This is a genomic window from Nocardia sp. NPDC058058 (assembly GCF_042885355.1).
GTDB lineage: Bacteria > Actinomycetota > Actinomycetes > Mycobacteriales > Mycobacteriaceae > Nocardia.
This window is the reverse complement of the sequence record NZ_JBHVSA010000003.1, coordinates 1-17,290: the sequence shown is the minus strand read 5'-3', so window position 1 is coordinate 17,290 and position 17,290 is coordinate 1. Positions and strand designations below refer to the sequence as shown.

The 17,290-nt window shown below is 66.4% G+C and carries 19 protein-coding genes; 10 read left to right on the top strand and 9 right to left on the bottom strand.

What is annotated here, in order from left to right; all coding sequences use genetic code 11:
• Positions 1-133: 133 nt before the first annotated feature.
• From ACFVUS_RS23635 to ACFVUS_RS23620, 4 genes are all read left to right on the top strand, one after another.
• Entirely contained in the window at positions 134-766 is a 633-nt protein-coding gene (locus ACFVUS_RS23635) for a hypothetical protein (protein WP_387770252.1), read from the top strand.
• Positions 767-770: 4 nt separating this feature from the next.
• A complete protein-coding gene (locus ACFVUS_RS23630; protein ID WP_387770249.1) occupies positions 771-1,337 on the top strand; it encodes a TetR/AcrR family transcriptional regulator in 567 nt (188 codons plus the stop codon).
• 17 nt (positions 1,338-1,354) lie between these two features.
• Entirely contained in the window at positions 1,355-1,783 is a 429-nt protein-coding gene (locus ACFVUS_RS23625; RefSeq protein WP_387770246.1) for a nuclear transport factor 2 family protein, read from the top strand.
• An 89-nt stretch (positions 1,784-1,872) separates the two neighbouring features.
• Positions 1,873-2,355, top strand: coding sequence for a hypothetical protein (locus tag ACFVUS_RS23620; RefSeq protein ID WP_387770243.1), 483 nt, complete (start codon positions 1,873-1,875; stop codon positions 2,353-2,355).
• 19 nt (positions 2,356-2,374) lie between these two features.
• Here ACFVUS_RS23620 and ACFVUS_RS23615 read toward each other — a convergent pair whose 3' ends face one another.
• From ACFVUS_RS23615 to ACFVUS_RS23605, 3 genes are all read right to left on the bottom strand, one after another.
• Positions 2,375-2,815: a hypothetical protein gene (locus ACFVUS_RS23615; RefSeq protein WP_387770240.1), complete on the bottom strand. Its 441-nt coding sequence runs from the start codon at positions 2,813-2,815 to the stop codon at positions 2,375-2,377.
• A gap of 58 nt (positions 2,816-2,873) precedes the next feature.
• The gene (locus ACFVUS_RS23610) at positions 2,874-3,530 is read right to left on the bottom strand and encodes a DUF998 domain-containing protein (RefSeq protein ID WP_387770237.1); all 657 of its coding nucleotides are present in this window, start codon (positions 3,528-3,530) and stop codon (positions 2,874-2,876) included.
• Between the two features lie 85 nt (positions 3,531-3,615).
• On the bottom strand, positions 3,616-4,239 hold the full coding sequence (locus tag ACFVUS_RS23605) for a TetR/AcrR family transcriptional regulator (protein WP_387770234.1): 624 nt from the start codon (positions 4,237-4,239) through the stop codon (positions 3,616-3,618).
• An 88-nt stretch (positions 4,240-4,327) separates the two neighbouring features.
• Here ACFVUS_RS23605 and ACFVUS_RS23600 point away from each other — a divergent pair, with 88 nt between their 5' ends.
• Positions 4,328-5,287, top strand: a complete 960-nt coding sequence (locus ACFVUS_RS23600) for an alpha/beta hydrolase (RefSeq protein WP_387770231.1) — start codon at positions 4,328-4,330, stop codon at positions 5,285-5,287.
• A gap of 24 nt (positions 5,288-5,311) precedes the next feature.
• Here the strand turns inward: ACFVUS_RS23600 and ACFVUS_RS23595 are convergent, their stop codons facing one another.
• Both ACFVUS_RS23595 and ACFVUS_RS23590 read right to left on the bottom strand, forming a co-directional pair.
• Positions 5,312-5,620: a hypothetical protein gene (locus ACFVUS_RS23595; RefSeq protein WP_387770228.1), complete on the bottom strand. Its 309-nt coding sequence runs from the start codon at positions 5,618-5,620 to the stop codon at positions 5,312-5,314.
• 37 nt (positions 5,621-5,657) lie between these two features.
• A complete protein-coding gene (locus ACFVUS_RS23590; protein ID WP_387770225.1) occupies positions 5,658-6,347 on the bottom strand; it encodes a DJ-1/PfpI family protein in 690 nt (229 codons plus the stop codon).
• A 206-nt stretch (positions 6,348-6,553) separates the two neighbouring features.
• Here ACFVUS_RS23590 and ACFVUS_RS23585 point away from each other — a divergent pair, with 206 nt between their 5' ends.
• Together ACFVUS_RS23585 and ACFVUS_RS23580 are read left to right on the top strand one after the other, a co-directional pair.
• The gene (locus tag ACFVUS_RS23585) at positions 6,554-7,492 is read left to right on the top strand and encodes a GlxA family transcriptional regulator (protein WP_387770222.1); all 939 of its coding nucleotides are present in this window, start codon (positions 6,554-6,556) and stop codon (positions 7,490-7,492) included.
• Between the two features lie 141 nt (positions 7,493-7,633).
• Positions 7,634-8,095 carry a MarR family winged helix-turn-helix transcriptional regulator gene (locus tag ACFVUS_RS23580; protein ID WP_387770219.1) on the top strand — a complete coding sequence of 154 codons (462 nt, stop codon included), beginning with the start codon at positions 7,634-7,636 and terminating at the stop codon, positions 8,093-8,095.
• Between the two features lie 15 nt (positions 8,096-8,110).
• Here the strand turns inward: ACFVUS_RS23580 and ACFVUS_RS23575 are convergent, their stop codons facing one another.
• From ACFVUS_RS23575 to ACFVUS_RS23565, 3 genes are read right to left on the bottom strand one after another with little or no spacing between them, the layout of a single operon-like run.
• Entirely contained in the window at positions 8,111-9,346 is a 1,236-nt protein-coding gene (locus ACFVUS_RS23575; protein WP_387770216.1) for a lipase family protein, read from the bottom strand.
• 35 nt (positions 9,347-9,381) lie between these two features.
• Positions 9,382-10,206, bottom strand: coding sequence for an alpha/beta fold hydrolase (locus tag ACFVUS_RS23570; RefSeq protein WP_387770213.1), 825 nt, complete (start codon positions 10,204-10,206; stop codon positions 9,382-9,384).
• Between the two features lie 21 nt (positions 10,207-10,227).
• The gene (locus ACFVUS_RS23565) at positions 10,228-11,484 is read right to left on the bottom strand and encodes an MFS transporter (RefSeq protein ID WP_387770210.1); all 1,257 of its coding nucleotides are present in this window, start codon (positions 11,482-11,484) and stop codon (positions 10,228-10,230) included.
• 254 nt (positions 11,485-11,738) lie between these two features.
• On the opposite strand from ACFVUS_RS23565, the gene ACFVUS_RS23560 reads away from it, so the two are divergent.
• The 3 genes from ACFVUS_RS23560 to ACFVUS_RS23550 are packed head-to-tail and all read left to right on the top strand — an operon-like array spanning position 11,739 to position 15,709.
• A complete protein-coding gene (locus ACFVUS_RS23560) occupies positions 11,739-12,890 on the top strand; it encodes an acyl-CoA dehydrogenase family protein (RefSeq protein ID WP_387770207.1) in 1,152 nt (383 codons plus the stop codon).
• A 20-nt stretch (positions 12,891-12,910) separates the two neighbouring features.
• Positions 12,911-14,458: a long-chain fatty acid--CoA ligase gene (locus tag ACFVUS_RS23555; RefSeq protein WP_387770204.1), complete on the top strand. Its 1,548-nt coding sequence runs from the start codon at positions 12,911-12,913 to the stop codon at positions 14,456-14,458.
• 57 nt (positions 14,459-14,515) lie between these two features.
• Positions 14,516-15,709, top strand: a complete 1,194-nt coding sequence (locus tag ACFVUS_RS23550; protein ID WP_387770202.1) for a TetR/AcrR family transcriptional regulator — start codon at positions 14,516-14,518, stop codon at positions 15,707-15,709.
• Between the two features lie 66 nt (positions 15,710-15,775).
• Here ACFVUS_RS23550 and ACFVUS_RS23545 read toward each other — a convergent pair.
• The coding region (locus ACFVUS_RS23545) for a biotin/lipoyl-containing protein (RefSeq protein ID WP_387770199.1) at positions 15,776-17,290 on the bottom strand (1,515 nt) is incomplete at its 5' end.

Sequence of the window (17,290 nt, the reverse complement as noted above, 5' to 3'; positions counted from 1 at the left end):
GCACCGCTCTGGTACCTCGCTTACGGCGCGGTTGCACCGGCCACACGCATCCATCCCGGCCGGACCCTTGCGCGTTGAAGTTAAGTGTATTAACTTCTAGTTAGTCGCATTAACCACACGGGAGTTGCCCACCATGACCGCCACCGTCACCCATCCCCGCCACGTCCTGACCCACCTTCCGGCCGTCATCGGCATCGCCTACTCCGCCTCCTGGATCGCCGGACTCTGCGTCGGCGCCCCCGCGCCGGTGTTCGCCGACTCGGGCAGCGAGATCATCCGCGAGTTGTCCGGTCACACCACCGCTTTCAGCGCACAATTCCTACTGACCGAAGGACTGCCCGCGATCGGATTGGCAGTGGTGTCGCTCGCACTGGCGCGGGCCGCGCACTCCCCGTTGATCGCTCGGCTCGCCGCGGTGAGCGGCATTGCGGCGGCGGTGATTTCGTTCACGCAGTTCCTGCTCGGCATGGCACTGGCCGGTACCGGATCGCCGGATTCCGCGCATCTGCTGTTCGAGCTGGTGAGCCGGTTCGACGGGGTGAAGATGTTCCTGCTGGCCGGGCTCGGGGTCGCGGCGGTGCGCAGCGGGCTGTTGCCGCGCTGGCTCAACTGGATCGCGATCGCGATGGCGGTGACCATCGTGGCTTCGGGGATCGGGTATCTGTTCCTGATTCAGCCGCTGGCTACTCTTGCCTACGTGTCCGGACCCCTGCTGCTCGTTTTCATCACCGGTACCGGTGTGGCCCTGAGCCGGAAGGACCGGTAGCCCCATGCCGCGCGCCGGTCTCACCCCCGACCGAATCATCGCCGAAGCCGCGCTCGTCGCGGACGAGGTGGGCCTGGAACGGCTCACCTTGGCGGCGGTGGCCCAGCGCTGCGGCGTTTCCCTACCGGGGCTGTACAAACACATCGACAATCTCGAGGCCGTGAAACGTGACCTCGCGGTCCTGTCGGTCGGCGAATTGGCCACCGTACTGGCCGATGCCACCGCGGGCCTGTCCGGCCGTGACGCCCTGCGCGCGATCTGCACCGCCTACCGCGACTACGCGCGCACTCACCCCGGCCGCTACACCGCGGGCATCGTCGCACCCGCCACCGGCGACGATGCCTACATCCAAACCGCCACTCGCGCTTACCAAGTCCTCACCTCGGCGCTGCGCGGCTACCACCTGTCCGACGCCAACCTCGTCCACGCCGTGCGCATGGTGCGCACCCTCTGCCACGGCATGGTCACCCTGGAATCCGCGGGCGGCTTCGGCCTCCCCGAATCGGTCGATGAGACCTTCGAGCGGCTCCAGGACGCACTGCACACCGAATTCCGCGCCATGGCGCACTGAATAGATCGAGATACGTTGTGACCGAACAAGATCCGAAGATCGCCGCCATCTCCGCCTTCTTCGCCGCCTACGCCGAATACGACCTGGACGGCATGCGCGCGGTACTGACCGATGACATCGCCTGGACCATCCCCGGCCACCACGCGCTCTCGGGCACCAAACACGGCATCGACGAGGTCGTCGCCTTCTTCAACGAATTGTCAACGGCCGGAATGAAAGCCGAGACCTTCTTCCTCGAAGCCAATGACGAATACGTCGTCGACATCCACCGCGGGTATTCCACGGCGGGTGAGGGCGCGGTCGACACCATCTGGGCGCTGGTGTGGCACTTCAACTCCGACGGCAAGGTCGATCGCGTCGTGAACCTCTCGGGCGATCAACACCAGATGGACAACTACATCTGGCAGAACTACACCCTCGCCCCGCTCCCGACCCGACTGGCGTAGCGCGCCTCGGATCCGCCCGTTCTCGAGAGGATAAATCGTCTCGAGTCCAAGTCTGTGCCGGCGGCGGGCGGTTCCGCAGAATCGGGACCATGAGACGAGCAATCATCGCCGGTGGGATCGTTGGGCTCGGCACGGCAACACTGGTGCTCGCGGCGGGCAATGCCGCCGCGGACACCTTTCAGCCCGACTACTCCCAGGTGGCCAACGGCCAGGGATACACGCCGGGTGAGCTACTGACCCCGGGCTTCTCACCGATTCAGGTGCCGCAGGTCGCGGTGGAGAACACTCCGGGTGCGACCGCGATCATCGCCCATCCGTTCATCGCGCCGTGGGTGCACGAGGTGGTTCCGGTGCCGTCCGGCACGGCGGTGGAGCTGCGAGGTGCGGTGCGGGTGCAGATTCCCGATGCCGGTGGTGGCGTGGGCCGTTCGCTGGTGATCAATCCCAATGGGCACTGCGTGTTCGCCGGGCCGGGCACCGACCCCGCGGCACTGGACGCGACGGCGCTCGCACCTGTTCGGGTGGATACCCCGATCTTCGATCTGGTGATCGAGCCGACGCTCTACCGCTGATCGTGAAGAGCCCAGCCGCTCAATGCGCGCCGGGTCGCACGATCATCAGCACCACGACGACCGTCCACATCAGGTTGTAGATTCCCGCCAGCATGCCCAGCGTGCGCAGGCGCTGCCCGTCATCGGGCTTGTTCAGCGCCTCGCGCTGGATGGGATGGATGAAGGCAGCGAGCAGTACACCGGCGGAGAAGGTGAGCGCCATCGCCACCGTGATCCAGATTTCGCCCGAGCGGCCCTGGAGGAACGCCAGGATGATGCCCACGACGGGAACGATCAGGGCCAGTACCGCATAACGTCCGGTGATGCGGTGAAATGCCTTGGCCACATTGATATTTCGCTCCCCATCCCCGGCAGTGGACGCCAGCGGCGCATAACGCGGGAACAGGCTCGCCGCGACGGCGGACCCTCCGACGAAGATGATCCCGGCCAGCACATGTATCGACAGCAGCGCTTTCTGCATCGCTTCCCTTCCGCCCTTCAGTTCGACTGAAGCATAGCGAGAAGTGACAGTCTGACTGTCAGTTGTGTTGAGGCTCACCGGCTCGCCGTTGTCGAGCGATCATGAGCACCAGCGCGCCGGTGACGAACTCCCAAATCAGGATCGGGTAGCAGCCGCCGCGTTCCCAGACTCCATCCGGCAGCAGATTGAACGAGCTGCTCGACCGGTCGATCAGCAGCAGCACCAGCGCGAGGATCCCCACGACACCCGCGCTCGCGGTGAATAGACCAAATATTCTGTGCCCGTGCGTCTTACGAAGGTGAGACCCCGCCACGATCAGCGCCCCGTTTCCACAGATCGCGGCGATCGCGCCACCGAGCACGTGAAACTTCGCCGTCCCATTCGCGGCCGCCTGCTCGGAACCGTGGAAGGTGGCGATCAACGCGTACCCGACGGCATAACCGATCGCGAGCAACCGAAATGCCCGGCGACTCGGGCTGGGCGGAACGGCGCGCGTGAGCAGCAGCGCCGCCAGCAGGAACAGAATGCCCTGCGAGACAAACATGAAATTCGCGACACCCGCCAGCGGCGAGTCCATCGCACGCCCTTCGAAGGTGCCCGGATCGGGCACCCCGAGATCGCTGATGTAGTTGTGCGCGTAGCTATATGGCGGACGGAACCGCGAGGCCACGAGCGCCTCCAGGCAGAACCACAGCACCGGCGCGACGATCAGCATGACACCGGCAATCGGGTGCGGCCGAATTCCGGACTTCTGCGGAGCTTGCACGATCGCACTCATGGTGTCGCCTTCCTGGACAGCATCACCCTCCGGACTGAACGTAGCGGCGCGCCAAGCGCTTCCAGATTTCCAAGTGCGGCTCCGTGCTCGGATCGCGCGGAGCGAAGGCATAGGTCAGCGAGATTCCGCGCATGCTCGACACCAGCAGCGTGCGCAGTTCGCCGAAGTGCGGCGAGGAACTGATCTCGGTCCCGAACATTCGCGCGATCGGCTCCCGAATGGCCCGGCCGAGTTGGCGCTCTTGCGGTTCCAGCACCGCCTGCAATTCGGGCGAGGTGCGCGCAGCGACCCACAGTTCGGTGGTGGCGGCGAACAACGGCCCCTGCATGGTCGCCCACAGTCGCTCCACGCCCGAATCGATCGCATCGGGCCCCGGCGCGAACTCGGGCTGTGCGGCGATTTCGGTCGTTGCCTTCGCCGCCACGTGCTGGACAGCGGCGACCAGCAGCGCGTCCCGGGAGGGGAATTGATGCAGCACGCTGCCGCGGGACACACCCGCGCGAGCCTGGATCTGAGCGACCGTCGTCGCCGCGTAGCCGAGCTCGACCAGGCAGGACAGGGCGGCATCGAGGATGCGGACGCGGGTGTTCCAGGCGCGCTCCTGGACCGGGAGCGATACCCCGGCCCCGGAGTTGTTCGTCGACATCCCCTCATAATAGACACAGAAAACTAGTCTATGTTGACCAATTAGCCTGTCGGCTGGCACGCTACACCGACTCGACGAAGGAGCGCCCGTGGCACGCCCTCTCCCCCAACCGATTCGCACGATTTTCGGCATTTACCGGGTGCTGATCAAAACGCGCCTGATGCCCGGTCCAGCCGCGGCGGTCGAGGTCCCGCAGGCCGAACGCCTCGCGGGCAAACCCCCGGGCTTCATGGTCGGCAAGGTCGACACCGATATCCGGACCTGGGACGACACCGTGAAAGGCCGCGGTGGCCCGATTCCCGTGCGGGTCTACGCCCGCCCTGATTCCCAGCCCGGCGCACCGGCGATCCTGTTCCTGCACGGCGGCGGCTTCATCCAGGGCGGTCTCGACCACACCGACCACCTACAGCGCGCACTCGCCGCGCGCACCGGATACGTCGTGGTCGGCGCGTCGTACCGCCTCGCCCCCGAGCATCCGTTCCCGGCCGCGTTCGAGGATTGCCAGGATGTGCTGCGGTGGATGGCCGAGGAACAGCCCCGGGGATTGGATCCGCGGCGGCTCGCGATCGCCGGGGAGAGCGCGGGCGCGAACCTTGCCGCCGCGGTGGTGATCGCGAACCGGGACGGTGCGCGGCACAGCATCCTGCATCAGACGATCGTGTATCCGTTCACCGACACCACGCTCGCGTCGACCGATTGGGATACCTCGGGTATGCCCGGAACCGACCGCAGCGCAGGGGAATTGATGGTGCGGCTATACGCGGGCCCCGAGAAGGACAACCCACTGATCGACCTGCTGCGCGCGGATCTGACCGGTCTGCCGCCGGCGATGGTGATCTCCTGCGAACACGATCCGTTGCGCACCGACAGCATTCGCTATGCCGAGGCATTGAGCGCGGCCGGAGTACCGACGCGGCACCGCCATTACGACAATATGCCGCACGGCTTCCTGGTACTGCCGGGCGTCATCCGGGAGGCGAGGACATCCCTGGATGAGATCGCCGCCGAGATCATGAAACGGCTCGGCCCCGAAACCGCCATCGCCTGAACATGATTCACTACAAGCTGCTTGTCATGCGGGAAGCACACGCCGCTGACCGATCACTTTCGATGCAGGAAGACGTCCGGCTTTCGCTGTGCCGCTGAGGTTCTCGCCCGCGATCGTGACCGCGAAGGCCAGGTTCAAGCGCATGGGTTTGGTCACCGCCTGTTTCCAGGTGAGCTGGTCGCCGTCGAGGGCGAGATCGTGCAGCGGCACCTGTTCGCCCGCACCCCGAGCGGTTCCGGACAGTAGCTCGCCCTGTCGGCGCAGGTCGACCTCCGCTTTGATCCTGCCGATCGGGGTCGAGATGGTCAGGTCCCAGATTCCTTCGATGGACATGCTTGATTTCCTCACAGTTGTCGAGATGGGAGAGGTTTCAGAGCGCGGCGGGCTCGGGACCGCGCCGACTCCATACGGTGCCGCGGCGCTCGTGCGCGAACAGTTTCTCGACCGCGTGCGCGATACGCGGGCCCACTTCGCGTTCGAGCAGATAGAGACCCAGATCCAGTCCGGACGTGACGCCGGCGCCGGTCACCAGGTCACCGTCGTCGACGACGCGGGCATCGACGGCGTGCGCACCGGTGGCATCGAGCATGTCCAAGCCCAGGTGATGGGTTGTGGCATAGCGGTTTTCGAGGAGTCCCGCCATGGCCAGAACCAGCGATCCACCGCATACGGCCGCGACGGTCACCTCGGGGTTGCCCATCGCGGCCGCCAATAGCGCGGGCAATTTCGTGGTGAGTGTGCGACCCAAGAGCACCGGGATGAATTCATCCTGACGCCATTCACCCTCTCCCACATCCTGATCGGGCACCTCCCCGGGCTCGCCGACGCGGCCCGACGCACCCGGAACCAGGACCACTCCCGCACGGTCCGGATCCAGGCCCGCCGTGGCGTGCAGCGCCAATCCCCCTGTGCCACTGATCACTTCGCGCGGTCCCTCGGCGGCAACGAGTTCCACGCTCACCGCGCCCGCCGATGCGGTGCCGCCCGCGTACAGCACTTCGTACGGGGCGATGACGTCGAGCGGGTCGAAGCCGTCGAACAAGACGATCTGAACGTGCATGGGTGCTCTCCTCGATCGGACTCCCCCGGTCCGTACCGGGTCGCCCCAGACGCTATGGCGCGGCCGGCCATGCCCCCAGTGGCAATAGCGACACGAATCAACGGATTAGTGACAAGAAGTCTCCGACCAGCCTTGACCAGTGAGGATCGGCACATTCGTCGCGGCATCAGCCCTGTCGCTATCCAGCGATCAAGTACTTTCCTGCCATGCACACCGTCGCAGTTCTCGCGGTGGATCACGTGATCCCCTTCGATCTGTCCACCCCGATCGAGGTCTTCACTCGCACGCGCCTGCCCGACGGCCGACCCGGGTACCGAGTTCGCGTCTGCGCCGAGCGGCCGGACATCGACGCGGGCGCGTTCACCGTGCGCGCGCCATGGGGATTGGACGGGCTCGCGAGCGCGGACACCATCTTCATCCCCGGTACCGCCGAACCCGCCATCGCGCTGTCCCCGGCCGTCACGGCGGCTTTGCTCGCCGCGGCCCGGGCGGGCACCAGAATCGCCTCCATCTGCACCGGTGCGTTCGCCCTGGCGAGCACCGGGCTCCTGGACGACCTGCGCGCCACCACACATTGGCTTGCCGCGGCGGCATTGGCCGCGGCGTACCCGCGGGTCGAGGTCGATCCCGATGTCCTGTACGTCGACAACGGCCAATTCCTCACCTCCGCGGGTGCGGCGGCGGGCCTGGACCTGTGCCTGCACATGATCCGCCGCGACTACGGCTCAGCCGTCGCGGCGGACGCGGCCAGATTGTCGGTGATGCCGCTGGAACGCGAAGGCGGACAAGCACAATTCATCGTGCACGACTTCGCCCCCGCCCCGAGCGGCTCCGCCCTCGAACCGCTGCTGGCCTGGCTACACGAAAACCTGCACGCCGAACTCTCCCTGGCCGATATCGCGGCCCACGCGGGCCTGAGCACACGAACCCTGATCCGCAGATTCCGCGAACAGACCGGCACCACCCCGCTGCAATGGCTGCACCACGCCAGAATCCAACGCGCACAACACCTGCTGGAATCCACCACGCATTCGGTCGAACGCATCGGCGCGCAGGTCGGCTTCGGGTCACCGACCGCCTTCCGCGATCGCTTCAAGCGAACCACCGGCGTGAGCCCGAACAGCTATCGCCGATCGTTCAGCTGACCTATGCCGAAAGCCCGACTCGATCGGGCGGCGCGCGGCGCATCGGCCTCCGGGTGGTTATCTGAGTGCACTCCGGGTGGTTATCTGAAGTGCACTGACAACGATGCGTCCCCGGTGACGCAGCAGGAACGGAGATCGATCTTGTCGCTACGCTCCCCGACCGAGGACCGCCCCGACCCCGAAGCCGGTGGCACCGCGTTGCTGCTGGTCATCGTGGGCCGCCGGTTGCGGGAGCGCCTCGACGAAGCACTCGCCGATATCGGAATCACCATGCGCCACTTCAGCGCCCTTGGCCACCTCGCCCACCGCAGCGACCTCTCCTACAGCGACCTCGCCCGCCGCTCCGGGGTCACGACCCAGAGCATGCGCGCCACCGCCGCCCACCTCGAGGAACTCGGCGCGGTGGCCACCGTCGCAGGCGGCAAGGGCCAACGCGCCCGGCTCGAGCTCACCCCGGCCGGACACGACCTACTGCGACAAGCCAAACAGCTCACCGCCACAGCCGAATCCGCAGCCTTCGCGCAGCTCGACACCGACACCCGCGCCGCCCTGCGCCGCGCCCTTCCCGCGGTTCTGGCGCAGCTCGGCGCAACCCCGGCCTGACCGCGACAAAACGAATCACAGATTGTGGCAGCCGGTTTGGACCGGTACCCCGGCCAGGCGATCGCCCAGGTAGTCGAACATGGCGGGGAGTTCGGCGATTGCCGCCGGAGCGTGCCCGGCCACCTCGGTGCGGTGATAGGTGACGGTCGCCCCGGCGGCGCAGTAGCGGTCGATAAGAGCGTCGGTCGGGGGTTGCGGCAGGGCGTCGTCGCGGCTGCTGTGCCAGGCGTACATGGGCACGCCGGGTACTTCGCCGCCGAGTTTCTGTTTGTCGGCGGCCGCCGCAATCACGGGATTGCTTGCGATGTCGGGGTTTCCGGAGGCGTCACGCAGCAGACGGCCCTTGTTCGCGTTCACCACGGTTTGCACGCATTGGGTTCCGGCGGTGGCGATGGCGGCTCGGCTCGGTTCGTCGAATTGGGCGAGGATATCGGCTTCGGGGTTCAGGCGATTGAGGGCGGCGAGGCCGAACACTCCCAGCCCGCTGTTGTCGGTGCCGTTGTCCATGGTGAAGGCGGCGAGCATATCGGCCGGGATGCCCCCGGCGGCGAAGCCGGTGAAATTGAGTTCCGGAGCGTAGCGGGGCTGGCGCTGCATGGTCGCGACGGTGGCGAACGCGCCGCCGGAGTAGCCGAACGCGGCCACCGGGGAGGATGGGGAGAGTCCGGCGGGTCCGAAGGCCAGCGCCGCGCGAATTCCGTCCAGCGCGCTGTGCGCGGCCTGGTCTCGGTCGTAGAACCGCTCCTGCGGACCCTCGTAGTCCGACACCACCACGGCCCAATTGCGTTGCACGAGTAGCGCTGTGAGTGGAGTCTCCTGGTCCTGGCCGTTCTGCAACCCGGCCTGCACACCCGCACGCATGACAAAGGAGGACGCGCATTGGATGCCGAGTCCGTCCTCGGCCATCTGATAGCTGACCACCGGCCTGGTGCCGGGGCCGGTCCACGGGGTATCGGGCACGATCACGGTGGTGACACCGGTGGTGGGCCGGTTCGCGGCATCGGTCGATTTGTATTGGACCTGCCACACCTTGATCGGCAGCGGCAGTCCGTACACGGCCGAGGGCCGTGAGCCCAGAATCGCCCCGTTGGCGTACCCGCCCAGATCAGGCGGTGCCGCGTAGAACGGATCCTTGTCGGGAGTCAATACCGGTTGCGCCACAACGGGTTCGGCTGATACGGCACCGGGGAGTGAGATCGGCGTGGCGAGCGCGGCCGTGATCAACAGGCAGCGAATGAGGGAACGGTTCATCGTTGAACTCCGATTCGTTTGTGATGTCCCGGCGCCTATGCGCCGCAGGTGTTTTCCTGGATCAGGGCCACGATGTCGCGCCAGAGCGGACGTGGCAGTTCATGTCCCATCCCCGCGAAAACGGTGAGGGTGGAGTCGGGGATCGCCCGGTGCAGTGCGCGGGCGGCCGCCGGATCGATCAGCTGGTCACTGTCGCCGTGCAGAATCGTGGTCGGAATATCCAGGCACGCAAGCGATTCGGCGCGATCGGGGTACGCCAGCAGGGCGGCCAGTTGCCGCGCGGTTCCGCTCGGGTCGTAGCCCCGGTCGTACATGAGTCCGCCGAGTTCACGCAGCCAGTTCAGATCGGCGGGGTACCCGGGCGAAGAACAGGAAGCCTCGTTGCGCAGGTAGAGCTCAACAGCCTCGGCGCGGTTTCGCGCCTCCGGCAACCCCATTCGCGCGTGGATCAGATCGGCTCCCGCGAAGAATGCCGCATTGCCGGGAGCGGTGTAGATCAGCGCCAGGGAACGGACATGCCCGGGATAGCCGATCGCCAACTCCTGCGCGATCATTCCGCCCATGGACTGGGCGACGATATGCGCGGAGGCGATGCCCAGCGCATCGAGCAGCCCGGCGGCATCTGCCGCCATATCCGATATCTGATATCCGCCCGCCGGGAACTTCTGGGACAGCCCGACATCGCGATTGTCGAAGCGAATGACGTGGAATCCGGTGGCCGCGATTCCCGCGCACAGTTCCCGATGCCAGCCCAGCAGGTGACCGCCCAGACCTTGAATCAGCACCAGCGGTGGCGCTGCCGGGTCGCCGAGGGTTTCGTAGTACAGGCGCACTCCGCCTGGGGTGTCGATGTGGGGCATTGACCTGTCTTTCGTGGTGGCTCAGCGGATCGCGCGGATTCGCATGATGATGAAACCGGCGGCGAACGCGCAGACCGCGGCGAAGGCAAACAGGGCGATATAGCTGTGGAAGACGGTGATCAGCGCCCCGGCGATCACCGAGGACAGCACCTGCGGCAGACCGGTTGCGACCGCGAGGATTCCGAAGTCGCGGCCCTCATTCGCCTTGTCCGGCAGCACGAGTGACATGACGGCGAGGTCGACCGCGAAGTAGGTGCCGATGAACGCCCCGGACAGGAAGGAGTACACGATCATTCCGGTCCAGGTCGGGCTCAGGATCGGTACCAGCATCGACAGGGCGAGTCCGGCCGATGAGATGCCGACGAACAGTTTGCGCCGGTCCAGGCGGTCGGCCAGCCAGCCGGTGCAGGTCGCCACCACCGACCAGGTCAGAACCGAGAGGGTGGCCAGCGTGCTGACCGCGACCGCCACATCGCCGCCGGGAATGTGCTCCGCGCCGATGTAGTCCTGCATCGAATAGAACAGGTAGCCGCTCACGGTGAAGTAGGCCAGTGACAGGCTCGCCCGGCTCGCGAACGCCAGGGTGAAGTCGGTGCTGCGGAATGCCTCGAAGAAGGCCCGCACGGTATCGGAGGTGCGCCCGGGAATCCGTTGTGGCACAGCGATTCCTATGGATGATTCTTCTCTGGCGCTGAGCACCAGCACCGCACTGGTCACCACGAAGATGACCCCGAAGATCGCGTAACTCCACTGCTGCCCGGCGCGGCTGGCCAGATTGACCCCGAACATGATGCCCAGGGGTGTGCCGAGCCCGATCACCGACGCGGCCAGGCCACGGCGCGCGACGGGCACCCGATCGGGCAGGATCGCCGCGAACGCCCCCTGATAGAAGTTCGCGGTGAACCACACCGCGGCGCAGGACACGGCCAGCATCGCGATGCCGGTGCTCAATCCCATGCCGAGCAACAGCACCGCCGTCAGCACCGACATCAGCACGATCCAGGGCGAGCGCCGCCCGAATCGGGTGCGCGTCCGATCCGAGACCGCGCCGCCCAGCGGCAGCGCCACCATCGAGGCGAGCGCGCCGACGGTGGTGATCAGCGCCAGATTGCCCACCTTGGCTCCGGGGTCGAAGGCCTCTACCTGCGCGGGCACCAGGATCTGCTGCACGCCGTTGAAGGCGGCGTACATGGCGGTCGTTGCGGGTAGCAGGAAGATCAGCAGCCGCCGGAGCTCGCCGGCGCGAGCGGATTCGGTGGAGATTTCAGGGTCGAGCATTGCCATCCTCTGAACGTGCCAGCGGCCCGGATCGCCTCCCGGCCGACTGGTTGGAGCGCTCTAACTGGTGCGGCTCGCGTCTCTCCGACACCGCCGTCCCGGCGCAACATGTGAACGACCAGAAATGTATTCCACGTCACCATCGCTAGGCAACCCATCCGAAAGAATCTGTTTTGCAGCGATATTGCCCCGGCATGTTGCTTTGACGATGTGCGCTGTGCAAGATAAGTGAATACCCAGCAGTTAGGACAGGCATGAACATCACCGGATACACCTCACCCTGGGTCGACGAGGAGGTCACCGCGCTCAAGCAGATGGCGACCAAATTCTTCGAGGCCGAACTGATGCCGAACCAGGAGCGGTTCGAGAGCCAGAAGTACGTCGATCGCGAATTCTGGAACAAGGCAGGCGAATTGGGCCTGCTGTGCGCCTCGATCCCGCAGGAGTACGGCGGCGGGGGCGGCACCGTGGCCCACGACTTCGCCGTCTTCGACGCGCAATACGGGCTCGGGGACTCCGGATTCGGCAATATGGTGCACAGCGGCCTGGTCGCGCACTACCTGCTGGCGTACGGCACCGAGGAGCAGAAGCAACGCTGGCTGCCCGGTATGGCCGGCGGCGCCATCGTCGGTGCGATCGCGATGACCGAACCTGGCGCGGGCTCGGACCTGAAAGCGTTGCGCACCAGTGCTGTTCGTGATGGCGACAGCTATGTGATCAACGGCTCGAAGACGTTCATCTCCAATGGCAAGCACGCCGACATCGTGATCGTGGTGTGCAAGACCGATCCGGGCGCGGGCGCGAAGGGGATCTCGCTGATCGTGGTGGAAACCGCGCACGCCGAGGGTTACCGAGTGGGCCGCCTGCTCGACAAGCTCGGCATGAAAGGCCAAGACACAGCCGAGCTTTCGTTCACCGACGTCCGAGTTCCGGTCGCACATCGCCTCGGCGCGGAGAACGCGGGCTTCGGCTATCTGATGACCCAGCTCGCGCACGAACGCCTCATCGTCGCGGTGTGCGCCGCCGCGGCGACCGCGGCGGCGGTCGCGGCCACCGTGCGATACACCAAGGAGCGCAAGGCTTTCGGCGCGCCGCTGTTCGAGATGCAGAACACCCGTTTCGAACTCGCCGAATGCGCCACGCTCGCCCAGGTATCCCGGGTATTCGTGGACAGCTGCATCGAACTGCACCTGCGCGGGGCGCTCGACGGCGCGACGGCCTCGATGGCCAAGGCGTACTGCACCGATATCCAAGGTCAGGTCGTGGACCGCTGCCTGCAACTATTCGGCGGCTACGGCTACATGCTCGAGTATCCGATCGCCCGCATGTACGCCGACGCGCGCGTGCAGCGCATCTACGCGGGCGCCAACGAGGTCATGAAAGAACTCATCGCTCGCTCGCTGTAGCGACAAGCAAGGAACCGACAATGTATGTGACACAGTCGCTGCACCGCAGCCTGCAACACGATCCGGATCGGATCATGACCATCTCCGGGGACCGGGTGCGCACCGTCGCCGAATCGGCCGACCGCATCGCCCGGCTCGCCGGTGCGCTGGCGGGGCTCGGGGTGAAACCCGGTGACCGAGTTGCCATCCTGGCCTTGAACTCCGATCGCTATCACGAGTATCTGCTGGCCGTGCCGTGGCTGGGGGCGGTGGTGAACCCGGTCAATATCCGCTGGAGCGCCACCGAGATCGCGTACTCGCTGCGCGAATCCGATACCCGCGCCCTGCTGGTGGACGATATGTTCGCGGGCTTGATACCCGAACTGCGCCAGCGGTTTCCGGAGCTGGAGACGGTGATCTTCTGCGGCGACGGCGCACATCCCGAGGGCATGCTCGACTACGAGACGCTGATCGAGCAGAGCCTGCCGATCGAGGACTCTCGCACCGGCGGGGACGCGCTGCTCGGGGTGTTCTACACCGGCGGCACCACCGGACATCCCAAGGGGGTCATGCTCAGCCATGACAATCTGATGACCTCGACCCTGGGTGTGCTCGCCGGCGGTGACGCGCTCTCGGGCGGCGGACGGCTGCTGCATTCGGCGCCGATGTTCCACCTGGCCGCCATCTGTCACTGGTCGCTGGGCAACGCGGGTGCGGCGATTCATACATTCGTGCCCGCGTTCACCCCGGCCGCTGTACTCGAAGCCATTGCGGTGCATCGCATTACCGACATGCTACTGGTTCCTACCATGGTGCAGATGCTCATCGACGACCCGCGCATCGACGAGTACGACGTCAGCGGAGTACGCCAAGTCCTGTACGGCGCTTCACCGATCGCGGAGTCCATACTGAAGCGCGCGCGTGCCGCGTTCCCGAACGCCGGATTCACCCAGGCATACGGTATGACCGAGCTGTCACCGGTGGCGGCGCTGCTCAGCGACGCCGATCACCATGAACCCCGATTGCTGCGGGCGGCGGGCCGTTCGGCCCCGCACTGTGAGATCCGCATCGTGGATCCCGATGACAACGAGGTGCCGCGCGGAACCGTCGGCGAGGTGGTGGTGCGCGGGGACAATGTCATGCTCGGTTACTGGGATCGCCCGCAGGACACCGCGGCCGCGGTGCGCGCGGGGTGGATGCACACCGGTGACGGCGGGTACATGGACAGCCGCGGCTACGTGTTCATCGTCGATCGCATCAAGGACATGGTGATCACCGGCGGGGAGAACGTGTACTCCGCGGAGGTGGAGAACGCATTGCTCGAGCACCCCGCGGTGGCGGCCGCCGCGGTGATCGGGGTGCCCGACCCGCGCTGGGGTGAACGCGTGCACGCGGTCGTGGTGCCGGCACCCGGTCGCACCGTCACCGAGGAGGAACTGCGCGAGCATTGCAAGGCGCTGATCGCCGGGTACAAGGTGCCGCGCAGCGCCGAGTTCGTCGACGCGCTGCCCATGTCCGGCGCGGGCAAGATCCTCAAACGCGAACTGCGCAAACCCTATTGGGATAGCACGGACACCAGCGTGTCCTGAGTCCGCGATGGGTGCGGCGAATCGGTAGCATACGAGGTCGGCCACGAAAGGATATTGATGACGACCGAGTCGGAACTGCTCCGTCCGGCCCGTGGCACCCGGCCGTCGAATCGGCGGCAGTTGATCATCGACGCGGCCAACGACCTGTTCACGCAGCGCGGCTTCGCGGATATCGGCATGGGCGATGTGGCGAGCGCGGTCGCGATCGGCCCGTCCGCGCTGTATCGCCACTTCCGCGGCAAACAGGATCTGCTCGCGGTCGTCATCGACGATGAACTCACCCGGTTCGCGACCGTGGTGCGGGCCTGCGCCGCCGATCCGACCCGCGACGCCGCGACCGAACTCGCCGCCATGATGCTCGCCCATCGCGGCGTGGGTGTGCTGCTGCGCCGGGAGGCGCGCAACCTGCGTCCCGAGGACGCGGCGGCGTTCCGGGCCACCGCACGCGGAATCGCCGCCACCATGGCCGAATTGATCCGCATCCGGCGTCCGAGCCTCGGCCAAGCCGACAGTAACCTGCTCGCCTGGTGCGCGATAGCGGTGGCCAACAGCATCTCGTTCCACAGTCTGACCCTGCCCGAGCCGGAATTCATCGCGCTGCTGGCTCAGCTCATCACGATCACCTTCGAGGCCGAGATACCAGCTGCCGCAGGCGATTCCGAACCCGTGACCGACACTCCCCGATTAGTGATGCAGTCCCGGCGCGAGTTGATCCTGACCCACGCGGTCCCCCTGTTCGCCATGAAGGGCTTCACCGCGGTCAGCATGGACGATATCGGCGCGGCCATCGGCATCACCGGCTCCAGCGTCTACAACCACTTCGACTCCAAGGCCGAAATCCTCGCCGCCGCCATCATCCGAGGCGATGAATGGCTCCGCATCGACATGTATCGCACGTTCGCGAGCACCGGCGACCCCCGCACCGGCTTGACCGGCCTGCTCGCCGGTTATTGCGCTGTCGCACAGGATAATCCGCGTTTGATGCAGGTCCTGATCTCCGAAACCGCCCACCTTCTCGACGCCGACCGCCACCGCACCAGAGCCGCACAACACACCTACATCAGCGAATGGGTGCACCTGGTGCACCAGGTGCACCCCGACTGGGATGCGATCAGCACCCGCATCCGAGTCCAGGCAACCCTGACCATGATCAATGACGCGGGCCTCACCCCGCACGGCTGGCCGCGCCATCGCCTGGAACCCGCGCTGATCGCCATCGGCGCACAACTGCTCGACTTGGCCGGACCGTAGGCACGGTGCCGCACCCGTCCCCCTCGTGGACGGGTGCGGCAGTGCGGGCCTCGGGGACGCGCCCGGCTAGGTGATGACCAGCAAGAGGTCACCTCCGTCGACCTGTTGGATCGTGCCGATGGCGATGCGGTCGATGGTTCCGGCGCGGGGGGCGGTGATCGCGGCTTCCATCTTCATGGCTTCGATGGTGGCGATGGTGTCCCCCGCGTCCACCTGGTCGCCGAGTGCGGCGGCAACAGTGACGACACCGGAGAATGGGGCCGCGAGGTGGGTGGGATCGGCCGGGTTCGCCTTCTCCGCGAGTGGGGTGTGGTCGGCAATGCCGCGATCGCGGACAACGACCTGGCGGAGTTGGCCGTTGAGCAGACAGACGACGGTGCGCATGCCGCGCTCATCCGGCTCGGAAATGGCTTCCAGGCCGATCAGGAGGGTGACGCCCTTGTCGAGTTGGACGCGGTGTTCCTCGTCGTGGCGCAGACCGTAGAAGAACTGGTTCGCGGACAGGCGGGATAGGTCGCCGTATTTGTCACGGTGCGCCTGGAATTCGGCGGTGGGGCCGGGGAACAGCAAGCGGTTCAGCGTGTTTCGGCGGGTGGCGGAGTCGCCGAGGAGGGCGGCCTCGTCCTCGGCGGTGAGGGTGGCTTCGGGTTTGTCGGGACCGCGACCGGCCAGGGCGCGGGTGCGGAAGGGTTCGGGCCAGCCGCCGGCGGGGGTGCCGAGTTCGCCGCGCAGGAAGCCGATCACCGAGTCGGGAACGTCGAATCGAGCTGGGTCGGCGGCGAATTCGTCGATGTCCACGCCCTTGCCGACCAAGGCGAGGGCCAGATCGCCAACCACCTTCGACGAGGGTGTGACCTTGACCAGGCGGCCCAGGAGCCGATCCGCCGCAGCATATTTCGCTTCGACTTCTTCGAACTGATCGCCCAAGCCCAGAGCTATGGCCTGCTGGCGCAGATTCGAGAGCTGGCCGCCCGGGATCTCGTGGTGGTAGACGCGACCCGTCGGGCCGGGCAGCCCGGATTCGAAGGGCCCGTACACCTTTCGCAGCGCTTCCCAGTACGGCTCCAGATCGCAGACATTGCGCAGGCTCAAGCCGGTGTCGTGCGGCGAATGTGCCGCTGCGGCAACGATTGCCGACAGCGCGGGCTGGCTGGTGGTGCCCGCCATGGGTGCGCTCGCACCGTCGACGGCGTCGGCACCGGCCTGCCAGGCGGCCAGGTAGGTGGCGAGCTGCCCGCCGGGGGTGTCATGGGTGTGCACGTGTACCGGGAGATCGAATTCGCGGCGCAGTGCGGAAACCAGGGTGTGCGCGGCCGGGGGACGCAACAGTCCGGCCATATCCTTGATGGCCAGCACATGGGCACCGGCGTGCACGATCTGCTCGGCGAGCTCGAGATAGTAGTCCAGGGTGTAGAGGTCTTCGTTCGGGTTGGACAGATCCCCGGTGTAGCTGAGCGCGACTTCGGCTACGGCGGTGCCGGTTTCACACACCGCGTCGATGGCCGGGCGCATCTGGTCGACATTGTTGAGCGCGTCGAAGATGCGGAAGATGTCGATACCGGTCGCGGTGGCCTCGGAAAC